We start from the raw sequence: 14,756 nt of genomic DNA, 5'->3' as shown, positions 1-14,756 counted from the left end.
TGCCCCCGCACCAAGTGGCTGCAGGGACATATCGGCTTTATAGGCCTTTTGTTTTGTCGTCGTTGTAAGATGAGGTAAGGATGCCGACCGTAAATAACACAAATACGAACATTACGATCCAAAAGGTTAATGAGAACGACATACTGGCACCTCCAATAGCGAATGTATTCGTTATCAAGATTATAACCTGCAATTTAATAAAAATAAACGCAAATGTGATATGTTACATAGAGAATTTACTATATTATTTAAAAAACAGGAAATTCGTTGGCACAGCTCTTAGATTTCCATCGGATGGTTTATTGATAACTCTTCCGTTAAAGATCAATGAGGAAGAGCCACCACCATCTAAATTATAAGCATCTACGAGGCCCATATTCGATAATTTGTTCTGAATCTCCTCCAGCTGTGCACCAGAGCTGCCATACTCATTATATCCATCTGCTACAAAAAGCAGGATCTGATCATCTTTATATTTGCCGATCACGGTACGTGGTGCCCGATTAGGGGATGTTTTCCACTTTTCGGGTATGGGTGTTTTAATGTTGTTTTTAAGGAGGACAGGCACAAAGGTGGCGCCGAATACCGGATCTAGCTGATCTAATTGTGCGCGACTGTAGAATTTCCCGCCGATTAATTGCCCGGATTTGTTCAGCCCAACAAAACTTAGGTCCTTGTACGTTGGCTCAAAACCGTATAAATACTTTCCATCCACTACAGTTGTGCTTAAGGGATAACGTTTTCCGGATTGATCTGCAAAGCCGCCCGCATTAATACCAGCAATGGCACCATTACGCTGTACGGCATGCATAGTAGTTTCCGCACCGGAGGCTGTCTCCGCCAAGCTCATCTTCATAGCGGTCGGGTCCTTCAATTTGATTTTCAACGCATAAGCTTTGTAGTTTCCTGGATTCAATCGATATAACTCAACTCTTATACGGTCGCTGGTAACAATCTCTGAAGGTATACCAAGCTTGGCTGAAATCCTGCGGTTATAGATCAGTTCAGGCCGGTTCGCCTGAGTCTTTGCTGTTTCGACCAGCTTATTCATCGTAGTGGTAGTCTCTTTATATAGCTTGGCACTAGCGCTGACAGCATCAATGGTGTAAGCTGCGGAGGCCTCTGCCAGAGTCAGCTCTTTTTTTAAGGAAGCTGTTTCATTCACTGGCCCAGCGCTTGGTGTGAATTGTCCTACATCAAGGTCTAGCTGTAGCGGTGGTCGATACCACGACATACATATAAACAAGCCTATGAACGGTGCAGTTAGAAGCATGAAGAAGCGATTTACTCTTTTGACTGGCGTCATCATTTGATCAGATCCATTTCTTTCTTCAAAGCTTCTAACTGTTTGCTTACCTCACTCAATTGCGTATATAGCTTGTTGCTGTTATCTGTCTTGGCACTAGCATTATCTTTAGTGAAGGTTAATAGTTCGTTAAAGCTTTGCACTGTATTCTGCAATTCCTTCACTTCTTCAGAGAGAACGGCAATTTTTGCTTCATAGTCGGTCTTTAAAACGGTAAGCTGCTGCTGGCTCTGAGTACTAAGTTCGGTTAGCACTTGTTGCTTCAGATGGTTCGTGTAGCTGTATACAGCATATACGCCGAGTCCGATCATCATAATCCAGAACAGTAAAAACCATTTTACGGAAGGGCCGTTTCTCGCAGTAGTAGAGCGCGAGCGTACCGGGGACGTTTCCGCTAGCGGTTGCATTTTATCACCTCGGGTTGGTCTTTTTTTCAAGTCCCCATTCTATCAGACTTTGACAAGATTCGCAAAAATGTAAGAGAGTATGAAAACTAGAAAAAGTAATTGCATCCTATTAAACTACTGCGATACAATTTCTATAGATTGGAATTCTGATAGACGTACACAAGGTAACCAGCTAGAGATTATACAGACAAGTCATCATACAGCCTTGCTTGCGTTTTAACCGGAAACGCTGCGGCGCTTTCCTTTCTAGATGATTATATATAGAGCAGGGGGTCAGGGCATTAATGATGAAGGTTTGGCAGGTGGTCATTGTGGGGTGTCATCCTACAAGTATGCTGGGGACAAAATTGATTTTGGAAGAGGAAGAGGGGCTTAAGGTTCTGGGAATGTATTCCACTTGGGACGAAGGCGCTACCATCGTAAGGGAAAAAAATCCCGAGCTAGTGCTAGTAGATTATCATATGCCTGAGGGGAATATTGAGAGTGTGCTGTTAAATATGAAAAAAAGCTCACCAAACTCACATTTTGTCGTGATGACAGACGAAGACGGGCGAGAACTGCTTCAGCCCCTCGTAGAACTAGGAGCCAGCGGGATATTCTCGAAGGGAGCTTCTCCCCGTCAGCTTTTACAGCTGATCCTGGGTTTACGGGAGGGTTTTCTTTCAATGCCGTTGGAATGGATTGAAAAAGGAGCTTGGCCGATTTCGACATTTAAAGGATTAGATGATGTTCTGCAACTGACGGAGACAGAGATGTTTATCATGGAGCGAATCGTTCAAGGGATTACCTACGATAAAATTGCGCTTGAAATTGCGGTAAGCCGTCGGTCCATTGATAATTATTTGCGCAAAATCTATGTAAAGCTCGATGTTTCGACCCGGGCACAAGCGATTGAGAAATTCGCGCTCTTCTCAAGACAAAACAGGCAAATCTACGCCTAACCCACGCTTTACGACATAATGACGTATGGGGTGGAATATTCTTGGAGTAGAAGTAAGAATATCATGTTGAATGGGTAACCATCCCGTCCTTGGATGAGGATGACGAAGCCGTTTCTACTTGGTAACAGGGAAGGGGGATTTCGCATGATTTACGAATTTTCTGCTCGCGCACACACATTGTTGTCGTCATCGCTTCTTAGTATCCGCACCCAAACACGGAGAAGCTCCATGATATCGCTAGCTGAAGAATTACCAGCGGAAGAACTATTCCCATTGTCACTGCTTGCTGAAGCAGCATCTACGGTGATTTCAGCAGATGCGGGAGCACTGCAATATGGTGATCCTGCCGGGTACGGACCGCTTCGGGAGTGGCTTGCTGGGGATTGGCTTAAAGAAAAAGGGGTAAATGTTGTTGAGGGTGGAGTTCTGCTAACAACGGGTAGCCAGCAAGCCATTGATTTGTTGTCGCGGGTATATATTGATCCAGGAGATCGTGTATTAGTAGAAAATCCGACCTCTCCAGGATTTTTGCAGACTCTTCGGATGCAGGGGGCCGTTATTATTCCCGTACAGGGTGATTTGGACGGGCTTGATCCGGAGCATTTGCGGAGCCAGATCGAGCTGCATAAGCCGAAAATGCTGTTCGCAACCCCTAGCTTTACCAATCCAAGCGGCATTTTATGGAGTTTGGAGAGACGCCGCGCAGTATTGGATTTATGTATCGCATATAACATCTTGATTGTGGAAGATGATTCTTATGGGGATTTGCACTTCCAGAAGCAGGGTGAACACAAGGCCAAAAGATATCCGTCTTTGTATGCATTGGAAAATATCAGCGATGGCGGACATGTGCTTTATATCGGTTCGTTCAGCAAGACCGTTGCGCCCGCGCTGCGGACGGGCTGGGCGGCAGGCAGCCGAGTCTTGATCAGAATGATGTCTGCGGCTAAGCAGATGGCCGATTGGCAGTCGAGCGCATTAAATCAGCGGCTGCTGCATCATTTATTGGATGTGTCTGCGTTTGATCTGCGTGAGCATATCGCGCAGCTGAATCGAGAGTATAACACCCGTCTGAAGCTTATGGTGGAACTGCTCAAGCGGCCTGCTTGGAAGGGCAGCTCCTATGATCTTCCATCAGGAGGCATGTTCCTGTGGGTCGCACCACCAGAGGGAATGGATGTTATGGCATTGCTCAAATGTGCGCTAGGTAAGGGAGTGGCTTTTTTGCCGGGTCCGTTATGTAGTGTAGATGGAGTCAGCAATCACCTTCGCCTTAACTTCAGCCATCCCGGCCGGGATGAGCTGCTGCTTGGCATGAACCTGATGAGCGAAGCGGTTAAGGAGTTCACGGCACGGAGTTAGGTAGTGGAATGAAAGTTGGGAATGAAATGATTGAAATGATGAAAACACAAGACACTCTTAGAGCTAAAACACGGACAGAATTACAAGTCGGGCAAGACGAAGTGCGTGATGTGAGATTAATTAGGGAAATCCTCCCTAAAACTGGTCGATTTGAACTCTAAAATGGACTGTTTAGGGAATTTCTCCCTAAAAAATCAAGGGATACCCCGTTTTAGGGGGTAATCTGGCGAAAATCAGGGAGTAATTCCCTAAAATGCGGTTTTTAGCGTGTGAATCGAAGAATATTAGGGAGGATTTCCCTAATAACTTAGTGTGCCTTTTTCGGAATGGTGTTTTTAAAGCTTATTTTGCTTTGAATGATTTAGTATTAGTGGATGTTGAATGTAGCATAGGGGTTCTAATGTGAATAAATCAGCAAGAGTAGCATGTTTAAGCAAGAGTAGAGAAAATAGTAATTAGTAAATAGCGCTCGTGTTCGAGAGTGTAAATAAGTTAAATAAGTTAAAAAGTACAGTCACTTAGTGCCGGGTGAGGTACGCAGAGATATGAACGTGGTAAGAGTGAGATACGAACGCGAATGAAATCTGAATGTGGACGAATGAGTTACTAATGTGATGAGAATGATTTGCGAACGTGGGAAAAGCGAGTTACGCACGCGGTAAGAATGAAATAGAAATGTGGTATGTATGAGATAGAGCGTGGTACGAACGAGATTCTAGTGTGTTAAGAATGCAATCTGAATGTGATGAGCAAGATACTAATGTGTTAAGAATGCAATCTGAATGTGGTACGTATGAGATACTCATGAGATATGTGTGAAATAAGACATGATACGTATGAGATACTAGTGTATTAAAAATGTAATCTAAATGTGATATGAGTATAGTAAGAACGTGGTACGCACCAGATACTAATGTGTTATGTGTAAGATAAGAACATGGAATGTACAGAGATAAGATTCAAATAAGATTAGACATACGAAAAAGCATCCCGTAGTTGGGATGCTTTTTGGCGTTATTTAATATGTTATGTGTGCATCAGAATAATAAGTTTAAAGTCTGAGTAAATGATTAGAACCGAGGTAAAAGATTAGAACCCGACTAAAAGAGGTGCTCGATTGATGTACTGTCCAGGTTAGGTTAGCTAATTACTGGGATGATTGCTGTTATTGGGTACGCCGCTTGTTATCGCGGCATATTCAACCAGCGCCGCATGACCGGCTGGGGTTAGGGTATAACGCCCACGGCTTACCCGGTGAAACCAGCCGTAGTAGTTGTTCTGAAGCATAGCGGCGGCGGTGGGTACGCCGCTACGCTTCCGCAGCTCGGCCGGAGTGATGCCGGCTGAGCGGGGAGCGCTTCCTGCGGCCAATACGGCCGCTGGAAGCGTGCTTGAGGCAGCGCTAGGGGCACCGCTTCGCGTGCCTGCCGCCGCTGCCTCCCGTGCTGCCGCGTCCCCGGCAGCACGGCTCTCCGGCGCTGAGCTCAGCGCCGGAACCTGTTCAGCGGTGCCCGCCGCTGAACGTTTGGCAGCTGCGAGCGAAGCCTTCGCAGCTGCCTTCTCTGCAGCGGCGGCGGCGTCCGCCTCCGCTGCTTGCAGAGAAAGCGCGACACGCAGCGCTTTCTCACGGTAGGCCGTCACGAGCTTGACGCGCGTGCTGCCGCCGGTGTTGTAGTCTCCGCTGCGCTCGCGGAACTCATAGAGCAGGCGCTCGCGCCGCCGCTTGTTGCTGCGCTGCGCAGGCGGCTTCTCGTCTGGCTCTACAAGCACCTCGACCAGCGGTGCTTTGGTCTTATAAAAGATAACGGTGATCAACCCAAGACCGAGCCGGCGGCATAACCCGCTAAGCTCGCCCCAGCGCTGGTTCACCGCACCTTTTTTATCACGGACACGTTCCACTGCGAGATAGACGATGGGACTGAGCTTCAACCGTTCTACCCCTTGCAGCAGCAAGGCGAGATTGAATGATTTTTTCATCTCCACGATCAGAGGATGCTCAACGTCCTCCCGAATCCCCACCAAATCGCAGGTCCGGACCTCACCTTTGATGCTGTAACCCTGCTTTTCAAAAAAAATCTTCAAAGGAGCGTACAGCTCCGTTTCATGTCGTACCGCCATCTTGTCACTCCCGTAGGCCTTTATTTTCGGGTTTCTCAATAAGGTTTTACAGCCATTTTCTGATTCTCTATTATAGCACAGTAAAAAAGAGGTCAACTATTCCGCGCTTGCCGCATAGGTATGTAATACACTTTTTAACGCTATAGGAGAGCAAGTAGAAGAGCAAGTAGGAGCGCAAGAGGAGGCAGCGAGCAATGGACATTTTTGAGCGTATAGCTTCGTATCGGGCTGAGAACGACCGGTTGGCGTGGAGCGGCACCTTCAAGCAGTATATAGAACTGTTGAGAAAAGACCCCTCTCCCGCAAAAACCGCTCACTCCCGCGTTTATGACATGATTAAGTCGCACGGCGTAGAGGACATAAACGGACGCAAACGGTATAAGTTTTTTGAACAGGAGATTTTTGGACTTGATCGTGCAGTCGAAAAGTTGGTCGAGGAATATTTTCACTCTGCAGCACGTCGGCTTGATGTTCGCAAACGGATTTTGTTATTGATGGGACCTGTCAGTGGGGGGAAATCGACCCTGGTCACGCTGCTTAAACGTGGTTTGGAACAGTACTCGCGGACAGATGCGGGTGCGGTATACGCAATAGAAGGCTGCCCGATGCATGAGGACCCGCTGCATTTGATCCCGCTGGAGCTCCGTCCGGAGATTGAGAAGGAACTTGGTGTACGTATTGAGGGCAACTTGTGCCCATCCTGCCAGATGCGTCTGAGAAATGATTATGCTGGTGACATTGAGCAGGTTAAGGTGACGCGTGTTATTCTGTCAGAAGAAGAGCGGGTAGGGATTGGTACCTTTAGTCCATCTGATCCGAAGTCTCAGGATATCGCTGATTTGACAGGAAGTATTGATTTTTCGACCATTACTGAATTTGGTTCGGAATCTGATCCGCGTGCCTACCGTTTTGATGGTGAGTTGAACAAGGCTAACCGTGGGCTGATGGAATTTCAGGAAATGCTCAAATGCGACGAAAAGTTTTTATGGAACCTGCTGTCACTGACGCAAGAAGGCAATTTCAAGGCTGGCCGCTTCGCGTTGATAAGTGCGGACGAAATGATAATTGCTCATACAAATGAAACCGAGTATAAGTCGTTTATTTCTAATAAAAAGAATGAAGCGCTCCAGTCCCGTATGATTGTTATGCCTGTTCCGTATAACCTCAGAGTTTCGGAAGAGGAAAAAATCTACGCGAAGCTGATCGCCCAGAGTGATATGAGTCATGTGCATATTGCGCCACATGCGCTGCGTGCCGCCGCTATTTTTTCCATCCTAACCCGTCTTAAAGAAAGCAAAAAACAAGGTATGGATCTGATCAAAAAGCTGCGGATGTACGATGGTGAAGAGGTCGAGGGCTATAAAGAGGCCGATCTTAAGGAGATGCAAACGGAGTATTTAGATGAGGGCATGTCCGGAATTGATCCGCGTTATGTTATCAACCGCATTTCCAGCGCTCTGATCAAAGGAGATCTGCAGTGCATGAACGCACTGGATGTCCTGCGGGCGATAAAGGATGGCCTGGATCAGCATCCATCGATTACAAAAGAGGAGCGGGAGCGTTATCTGAACTTCATCTCCATTGCCCGCAAGGAATATGATATTTTAGCGAAAAGCGAAGTACAAAAGGCATTTGTCTACTCCTTTGAGGAATCTGCGAAGACACTTTTTGAGAATTATCTAGATAATATCGAAGCCTTCTGCAATTGGTCGAAAATTCGTGATCCGCTGACGGATGAGGAAATGGAGCCGGATGAGCGGTTAATGCGTTCGATTGAAGAGCAAATTGGTATCTCTGAGAATGCAAAAAAAGCGTTCCGTGAAGAGATCCTGATCCGGATTTCCGCGTATTCACGCAAAGGGAAGAAATTCGAGTACAACAACCACGACCGCCTGCGGGAAGCGATTGAGAAAAAGCTGTTCACAGACCTCAAAGATATCGTCAAAATCACCACCTCGTCCAAAACACCTGATGAAAGTCAGCTCAAACGAATCAATGAGGTATGCGCCAGACTTATTGATGGACATCACTACTGCCCAATCTGCGCCAACGAGCTGCTGAAATACGTGGGAAGTCTGCTAAACCGTTAAAAAGAGTTCATTTATGCGGGGTGTTCCAAAAGCCATGAAAATGGCTGTGGAGCACTCTTTTTTTGTCCTTCCATGTTTTACTGCCTCCTTTTACCCTCCTAATGTTGATCTAAACGCCGCCACCCATCTGACTAATTTGGCTGTTGTGCGTAGGAAGTTGCTAAAGGACACAGGAGACCCTAAACGTAGATTTTGAGCATCTTTAGCAGGCTATTGGACCCTATGGTCGCTATTAGCAGGAAAAACCTAAATATGAGCCGTTTTTTGAGTAATAGCTGCACTGGAGTCCGAAACTCCGCTCAAAAGGCGATATTTTGGAAAATAACGTCATCTGGGTCCTTTAGTCAGTCGTAGGGAGCAACTGAAGTGTAAGTAGGTTACGTGAATCCAGCGTTGTCTACTTCGAGGCTTACCCAAAATGATGGCGGCCAAGAATACGCAGAGTTGTGATCCTTCTGTAAATGGAGGGGCTCGCTGCTCTGTTTTTTTATACAGGCAATAATGCAGCTCAGCAAAACAGGAACAGTCCATCTCATGCGCAGTTGATATAATGAAATCACCGTACGGGGGAAGGCTGGTGCTGCACTTGAATTACAGTAAAGATATAGAAAAATGTGTTGAATATATAGAAGCTCATATCAAAGAAAATATAACGGTGGAAGAAATAGCGACTGAGGTCGGATATTCGGTGTATCATTTTTGCCGAGTGTTCAGCTTGTGCAAGGAAATGTCTGTGATGGAATATGTTCGGAGCCGAAAATTATCCTTAGCCTCAATTGAATTATTTGCTGGAAAAAAGATCATTGATATTGCGCTGGACTATGGTTTTGAAACACAAAGTGGCTTTACTAAAGCTTTTCGCAAAACCTTTGGTTATAGTCCGACACAATATGCGGCGCGGATGGATGGGTTTAGTAAAGGAAATTCAATATTTGATATCGGAGGTTATATTATGAATCCTGTTTTTGTTCGTAAGCCTGCTTTTAAGGTGGCTGGTTATGGTATCCAAACTAATGTTGCGGGTAGTATGTACACTAAGGATATTGCTTCTTTTTGGAGCCATTATGAGGGTGAAAACCTGGAGTCCAAAATGTATAAAATACTAAACCCGCCTAAACACGGAGAAGTTGGTTTATGTATTCCGTCTTCAGATAACGGCAATGCCACCTATCTTTTGGGTGTTATTGTTGAGGACTACTCCAAGGTAGAAGCTGATATGTTGACGATGGATGTGCCAGAAGCCGAATATGCCGTGTTTACAACACCTCCAGTGGATACTTCAACAGATACAGAGCAAATACAGTTTGCCCAAGTCATAAAAAGCAGCTGGAAGTACATCTTCGAAGAATGGTTTAAGGATAGTGGTTACGTTTATGACGAGACTAAACTGGATTTTGAGTTTTACGATGAACGCTGCCATTCGCGGCCAGATACAGTGATGGAGATTTACGTTCCTGTGAAAAAGTTGACTGAATAGTCGATAAGGGCAAATACCGCTCGGTGATAATTGTAATTTCTGAAATGTTTGGACTTTATGTCGCTGACAAAGGCGAACGCTACGCGCCTACATTTTTAAACTTCCTTACGTTACGTTCACCTGGGCATTTGCCATGTGCAGTTATTAAGTCGATATGAGGGTGTCGATGAAGGTCCGCAGCGTGTTACCGCTGCGGGCCTTCTTTTTTAGGAATTCCCATATGGGAAACGTAGATACCTTGGAGGAGTTATACATCGAAATTAATACGTTTGACGAGTATGATCTTCCGTAGTTTAATAGAGTCAATTAATAAGGTAATTCGAAAATAACGGAGAGTGAAGCAGATGATTAGAGAAGCGAGAGCTGATGACTGGAAAGACATAGCGGAATTATTAGAACAGTTGGGATATCCGGATACAGAAATGTTCATGCAAGAAAAAATAGAAAAGCTAATCCTACATCCGGATGAGGAATTATTGGTTTTTGAGGAAGATGATAAAGTGGTAGCTTGTATTTCCATGCATTACATACCCCAATTAGGTCTGGTAGGAGAGACTGCAATTATAAGTTATCTTGTGGTGAGTAATGCCATTAGGAGCAAAGGAATTGGACGAAAGCTTGAGGAGTATTGCGCTGATTTAGCTAGAAAAAGAAACTGTGATAAAATTCAGGTTCATTGTCATTCCAGAAGAACTGATGCGCATAGATTTTATGCTCGACAAGGGTTTGTTGAGGCTCCAAAATATTTCTCGAAGTCGTTAAAAGAATCTGAATCCACATTTTAGTCATAGCAAAAAGCGGCAGACCAGGGTGTTAATACCCGTTTAGGTCTGCCGCTTTTTTTAGTTTAAATAAATTTCCGCTGCACCTTTTTACCATCGTATGAAAAACGCGCCTTTTTGTCTTCCACAACTGTTTGTAGATGAACTGTGCGCCCCCATAAAGAGTAGATGTGAGGGAGTGTGCGCTCCAGGTACTTCAGATCCAGCTCGATGCTTTCATAGCGATGAGTTATAAATAATTCACCATTCTTCTCGAAGTCTGCATCCTCAATGACCAAGTAAGGAGACCCGCCATTGACCCGGGCGAGCACCAGTTGATCGCGTACATTTTCCCATGCTTTATCGGTGATTTTCCATTCGGGGCCTTTTTTCTCAAAAACATAAAGATCGAGGTCGTTCACCAATTCCTTAGATAGATAGCTGCGGATAAAAGAGGTATCGGATTCCAGCTCACGTACTTCAAAGATTTTCTCGCGGTCCCAGCGGCGTTCGATGTCTTCAAAGATTTTCAGCCCCAGATAGTAAGGATTCAGGCTTTGCCGTGAGGGCTGCACGACGGATGAATTCAGTTTTGCGTATTCCACTGTTTCCTCTTCGGTCAGATCTAGTTCGCGAACGATGCGCTGATGCCAGTAGGAAGCCCAGCCTTCGTTCATGATCTTTGTTTCCATCTGTGGCCAGAAGTAGAGCATTTCGTCATGTAGCATCGTCATAATGTCACGTTGCCAATCCTCCAAAACAGTGGAATATTGCTGAATGAACCAGACCATATCTTTTTCTGGCTCTGGGGGGAAAGCACGATTTCCAGAGGGTGCTTCCTGCGGACCGGTAGTGCTTTTATCTAGATTCCATAATTCGTCATAAGGATTGGATGATTTCGAGCCACCTGGAGGGGCATCTTTGAGCTCCTTCATCTTAGCTTCCAGCAGGTGAGTTTTGCCCAGCTTGCGTGGTTGGATCAGACTGGGGTCTATATGCTCCTGGATAGCCAGCACTGAATCGATGAAGCTCTCCACAGCATCAGTTCCGTAGGTTACAGAATAACCGGCAATCCGATCTGCTGTAGCTGACATACTCTCGACCATATCTCGGTTGGACATGGAGAAACGCATATTATTTTTGAAAAAATCACAGTGCGCTAGCACGTGGGCAACAATCAGCTTATTCTGAATCAGTGAATTTCCATCCAGCAGGAAGGCATAACAAGGGTTGGAGTTAATAACGAGCTCGTATATTTTGCTCAGTCCGAAATCGTATTGGGATTTCATTTTATGAAAGGTTTTTCCAAAACTCCAGTGTCCAAATCGTGTAGGCATTCCATAAGCGCCGAATGTATAAATGATATCTGCGGGGCATATTTCATAACGCATGGGATAAAAATCTAAACCGAAGCCAGTGGCTATTTCCGTAATCTCGGCAATTGCCCGCTCTAGCGCATTAATTTCTTCGCTTGGCATGAATCTTTCTCTCCCTCCAGCTTGGGCTTATGCTGCAACCTATTCTGACAAGGCTGCAAAGGTTCCGCGACAACGTCCGGGACTGTTCCATTTATATATATGGGAGAGTAGATGAGTGTATGACGTTCTGAATTTCTGAGCAAAGATAATGTGATTTTGCATACATTATTGGAAGGACGCACTAGCTTTTTTTGTATGCGATTCTATCAACGGTACCCTTCTCGGTGAATTCGGACTCAGATGACGTTATTTGCAAATTTCCAGCCTTTTGAACAGGGTTTCGGACCCCACAGACGCTATCCCACAGAAAGAGGCTCATATGTGGTGTCTTTCTTACCAATAGCGGCTATGGGGTCCGTTAGCATACCAAAAGTGGAATAATACTGCGATTAGTGTCATCTGTGTCCGATAGGCGCCCAATAGGTGCCCAATAGATGCTCCATATGTGTTCGAGAAACAGTTCCATAGATGCCCGATAGAAGCTCCATATGAGTTCGAGGAGCAGTTCCATAGGTACCCGATAGAAGCTCCATATGTGTTCGAAAAGTATTCCATAGGTACCCATAGTACTCCACAAGTATCCGATTAGTACTCCATAAGTGTTCGAAAAGTACTCCATAAGTGTCCAATTAGTGCTTCACAAATTCCAGATTGCTCACCACACGAGCATAAGCAGTTCAGAGTTCCCAACCCTCAGTACACAAACCTCCGTTGCGCCCAATAGCTGAATAAGAAGATTGAAGCCTCGGTCAGTAGCTTGGCGGCGACAAGCGGAATAATCAGCTTTTCATTATAGAAATAGAGTAGCCCATAGTTGAACAACAACACGAGGATCACCAGCGCAAAATATTTGGGAAGCGACGCCTGAATCTTGGAGCGTTTGCCGCCCGTGAAGACATATTTTCGATTCATAGAATAGTTGAAGACAGAACTGCACAATCTCGCGGCCGCGACGGACAGGAATAGGTTATGGCTGAGACTCTGGAACAGGAATAAGAGTGTGAAGTCGAGCAGGGCAGACAGCAGCGAAGAAGTGCTGAACATTAGTATCGGCAGGTATATCCGGAAGGAGTCCATCAGAGGCCGGAAATGGGAGGATTTATTATCGTCCAGATAGACGGTATCGATGTACTCTTCCGTAATGGTGTACCCCTCTTTATGGGCAGTCAGCAGCATGTTCATTTCATATTCAAACCGTTCGCCGGGAATCTGGCATAGCCAATCAAGCATTGGTAGAGGGTAGCCGCGCAGACCAGTCTGTGTATCATAAATCTTAGTGCCTGTAGTTAAGGAAAAGACCGTCCGGGTTACCGAGTTGCCGAAGCGGCTGCGCAGAGGAATGGTTCCGGTGAACCTGCGGCTGCCGAGTACGATTCCCGGGGGAGTCTGGTTCCGCAGAGATTCAACGATTCGGTTAATATCATAAGGCAGATGTTGGCCGTCGCTATCCGCGCAGACTACATAATCCGGCAGACCAGCCTCCTGAATATACTGGAACCCTGTCTTCAGAGCACGTCCTTTTCCGAGGTTGACTTCATGGGTTAGGACAGTGCAGCCGAATGCTTCTGCCATATCGAAGATTCCACGGTAGTGCGGGCCGCTGCCGTCATCTACAAGAACAATAGGTTCAAGCTGGAAATTATGCAGCTGTAAAATCAAATCGAGCAGTCGTTCATCTGGCTCATAGGCTGGGATCAGTATAGTCATGATGTTGCACCCTCCTTGATATAAAGAATGTCGCTGACGCCCCGCTCCTTGTTTTTGCCCTGCGGATTATTTACGACCCGTCCCATGAAGTACATAGTGGATGAACCACCGCCGTCCAGATTGTAGGCTTCTGTGGCGCCAAGGTCGGACATTACATCGGCTAGCTCAGTAAGGGTCATCCCACGGCTGTACCCTTCATTGCGCCCGTCAACTACGACAAAAACATAATGGTTTGGTTCGATCATACCAACTGCGGTGCGGGGATTCGCATTCTGGATGGAATGGTTGCCGAAGTTGGTATCGATTTTGACATTGCTGAAATCACTGGCAATCTCCCCGTCCTGAATCAGAATCGGGCCAAAGGAAAGGGTATCGGTGGCCCCTTGCGCCAGCAGTTCAGAGGAAGAAATCTCTTCCTCGTTATAGGTTTGCATCGTTCCGTCATCGAACAGCGCCATTGCATCCCGCACAGGATCATCACGATACACCGTGCCGTTACGGATAATCACTCCGTCATTGCGGAAGCCATAGTAATCCCCGTTGATGGCAAATATCGCATTGTTCGCGGAAGCAATGTCCGAGGTATCCTCAGTGATGTTTGTTCCAAAGCTGTTGTCGGCAAAGGCAGTGCGCAGGCTGCTCGCTTCCTTGAGGACGACATCAGCGACAAAATAGGTGATCTGGTCTGAACCGGACCCTGTCTGCACTTGATCGATCTGGATCTGAATATCATCGCTGGAGTAATTCCAGTCATCAGAGGTTGCATTAACTTTGGCAGCTGTAACGGCTGTAGCTCCTGAGCTGCTAGTTGTAGCTGCATCATCCGCAACCACGACTTCGACATGTTCGATTAAGTAACGATCTGCCAGACTATATATCACTGTGCCGAGAAGCAGGAGGACAATGATCATGACGATCAGCAGTTTTCGTTTGAAGCTCCAGGCTTGTTTACTTCTCTTGTTCAACATTGAAGCATCACCTCTTTTTGTAAGTTGTTAAGGCCATCATACCTGGGCTACCTTTAATGAAACTGAAATAAAAACTGAAATAGTAAGCGCTCCGGGAAATTGGTATAATTTAACGAAGAGGTTTTCGACTACGGGGAGGTT

Annotated in this window: 12 protein-coding genes; 6 read left to right on the top strand and 6 right to left on the bottom strand. The window is 45.9% G+C overall.

Features of this window, described 5'->3' with window-relative positions:
• Nucleotides 1–244: 244 nt before the first annotated feature.
• Both MKY63_RS01890 and MKY63_RS01885 read right to left on the bottom strand, forming a co-directional pair.
• A complete protein-coding gene (locus MKY63_RS01890; protein WP_111503170.1) occupies nt 245–1,309 on the bottom strand; it encodes a phosphodiester glycosidase family protein in 1,065 nt (354 codons plus the stop codon).
• Nucleotides 1,306–1,713 (bottom strand): hypothetical protein, encoded by a 408-nt coding sequence (locus tag MKY63_RS01885; RefSeq protein WP_036684435.1) that lies wholly within the window; start codon nt 1,711–1,713, stop codon nt 1,306–1,308. The genes MKY63_RS01890 and MKY63_RS01885 overlap by 4 nt, the downstream gene beginning before the upstream one ends.
• Before the next feature lie 284 nt (nt 1,714–1,997).
• On the opposite strand from MKY63_RS01885, the gene MKY63_RS01880 reads away from it, so the two are divergent.
• The 3 genes from MKY63_RS01880 (at nt 1,998) to MKY63_RS01870 (ending at nt 4,177) form a co-directional block, all read left to right on the top strand.
• Complete coding sequence (locus MKY63_RS01880; RefSeq protein ID WP_036684433.1) at nt 1,998–2,654, top strand: response regulator transcription factor; 657 nt, start codon at nt 1,998–2,000, stop codon at nt 2,652–2,654.
• 144 nt (nt 2,655–2,798) lie between these two features.
• Complete coding sequence (locus tag MKY63_RS01875; protein WP_036684431.1) at nt 2,799–4,016, top strand: PLP-dependent aminotransferase family protein; 1,218 nt, start codon at nt 2,799–2,801, stop codon at nt 4,014–4,016.
• Nucleotides 4,017–4,024: 8 nt separating this feature from the next.
• On the top strand, nt 4,025–4,177 hold the full coding sequence (locus MKY63_RS01870) for a hypothetical protein (RefSeq protein ID WP_169744751.1): 153 nt from the start codon (nt 4,025–4,027) through the stop codon (nt 4,175–4,177).
• A 982-nt stretch (nt 4,178–5,159) separates the two neighbouring features.
• On the opposite strand, the gene MKY63_RS01865 is transcribed toward MKY63_RS01870, so the two are convergent.
• Nucleotides 5,160–6,134: a DUF2161 family putative PD-(D/E)XK-type phosphodiesterase gene (locus MKY63_RS01865; RefSeq protein ID WP_051491337.1), complete on the bottom strand. Its 975-nt coding sequence runs from the start codon at nt 6,132–6,134 to the stop codon at nt 5,160–5,162.
• 194 nt (nt 6,135–6,328) lie between these two features.
• Between MKY63_RS01865 and MKY63_RS01860 the strand changes: the two genes are divergently transcribed.
• The 3 genes from MKY63_RS01860 (at nt 6,329) to MKY63_RS01850 (ending at nt 10,486) form a co-directional block, all read left to right on the top strand.
• Nucleotides 6,329–8,224 carry a PrkA family serine protein kinase gene (locus tag MKY63_RS01860; protein ID WP_036684429.1) on the top strand — a complete coding sequence of 632 codons (1,896 nt, stop codon included), beginning with the start codon at nt 6,329–6,331 and terminating at the stop codon, nt 8,222–8,224.
• A 550-nt stretch (nt 8,225–8,774) separates the two neighbouring features.
• Nucleotides 8,775–9,701: an AraC family transcriptional regulator gene (locus MKY63_RS01855; protein WP_235219505.1), complete on the top strand. Its 927-nt coding sequence runs from the start codon at nt 8,775–8,777 to the stop codon at nt 9,699–9,701.
• A gap of 344 nt (nt 9,702–10,045) precedes the next feature.
• A complete protein-coding gene (locus tag MKY63_RS01850; RefSeq protein ID WP_094903793.1) occupies nt 10,046–10,486 on the top strand; it encodes a GNAT family N-acetyltransferase in 441 nt (146 codons plus the stop codon).
• 62 nt (nt 10,487–10,548) lie between these two features.
• On the opposite strand, the gene MKY63_RS01845 is transcribed toward MKY63_RS01850, so the two are convergent.
• The 3 genes from MKY63_RS01845 to MKY63_RS01835 form a co-directional block, all read right to left on the bottom strand.
• Nucleotides 10,549–11,940 carry a SpoVR family protein gene (locus MKY63_RS01845; protein WP_036684424.1) on the bottom strand — a complete coding sequence of 464 codons (1,392 nt, stop codon included), beginning with the start codon at nt 11,938–11,940 and terminating at the stop codon, nt 10,549–10,551.
• A gap of 693 nt (nt 11,941–12,633) precedes the next feature.
• On the bottom strand, nt 12,634–13,647 hold the full coding sequence (locus tag MKY63_RS01840; RefSeq protein WP_076271943.1) for a bifunctional glycosyltransferase family 2/GtrA family protein: 1,014 nt from the start codon (nt 13,645–13,647) through the stop codon (nt 12,634–12,636).
• Nucleotides 13,644–14,615, bottom strand: coding sequence for a phosphodiester glycosidase family protein (locus tag MKY63_RS01835; protein ID WP_339811330.1), 972 nt, complete (start codon nt 14,613–14,615; stop codon nt 13,644–13,646). Before MKY63_RS01835 ends, MKY63_RS01840 begins: the two co-directional genes overlap by 4 nt.
• Between the last annotated feature and the right edge of the window lie 141 nt (nt 14,616–14,756).

Origin of the sequence: Paenibacillus sp. FSL R7-0189, from assembly GCF_037969925.1 — a bacterium.
In the GTDB taxonomy this organism is placed as follows: domain Bacteria; phylum Bacillota; class Bacilli; order Paenibacillales; family Paenibacillaceae; genus Paenibacillus_AQ; species Paenibacillus_AQ odorifer.
The sequence above is the reverse complement of the archived record's forward strand: the minus strand, read 5'-3'. Positions and strand labels throughout refer to the sequence as shown.

What these genes read in the sequence shown, in the direction of transcription:
- MKY63_RS01890 (WP_111503170.1), bottom strand. Translation starts at nt 1,309, where the DNA reads ATGATGACGCCAGTCAAAAGAGTAAATCGCTTCTTCATGCTTCTAACT.
- MKY63_RS01885 (WP_036684435.1), bottom strand. Translation starts at nt 1,713, where the DNA reads ATGCAACCGCTAGCGGAAACGTCCCCGGTACGCTCGCGCTCTACTACT.
- MKY63_RS01880 (WP_036684433.1), top strand. Translation starts at nt 1,998, where the DNA reads ATGATGAAGGTTTGGCAGGTGGTCATTGTGGGGTGTCATCCTACAAGT.
- MKY63_RS01875 (WP_036684431.1), top strand. Translation starts at nt 2,799, where the DNA reads ATGATTTACGAATTTTCTGCTCGCGCACACACATTGTTGTCGTCATCG.
- MKY63_RS01870 (WP_169744751.1), top strand. Translation starts at nt 4,025, where the DNA reads ATGAAAGTTGGGAATGAAATGATTGAAATGATGAAAACACAAGACACT.
- MKY63_RS01865 (WP_051491337.1), bottom strand. Translation starts at nt 6,134, where the DNA reads ATGGCGGTACGACATGAAACGGAGCTGTACGCTCCTTTGAAGATTTTT.
- MKY63_RS01860 (WP_036684429.1), top strand. Translation starts at nt 6,329, where the DNA reads ATGGACATTTTTGAGCGTATAGCTTCGTATCGGGCTGAGAACGACCGG.
- MKY63_RS01855 (WP_235219505.1), top strand. Translation starts at nt 8,775, where the DNA reads ATGAAATCACCGTACGGGGGAAGGCTGGTGCTGCACTTGAATTACAGT.
- MKY63_RS01850 (WP_094903793.1), top strand. Translation starts at nt 10,046, where the DNA reads ATGATTAGAGAAGCGAGAGCTGATGACTGGAAAGACATAGCGGAATTA.
- MKY63_RS01845 (WP_036684424.1), bottom strand. Translation starts at nt 11,940, where the DNA reads ATGCCAAGCGAAGAAATTAATGCGCTAGAGCGGGCAATTGCCGAGATT.
- MKY63_RS01840 (WP_076271943.1), bottom strand. Translation starts at nt 13,647, where the DNA reads ATGACTATACTGATCCCAGCCTATGAGCCAGATGAACGACTGCTCGAT.
- MKY63_RS01835 (WP_339811330.1), bottom strand. Translation starts at nt 14,615, where the DNA reads ATGTTGAACAAGAGAAGTAAACAAGCCTGGAGCTTCAAACGAAAACTG.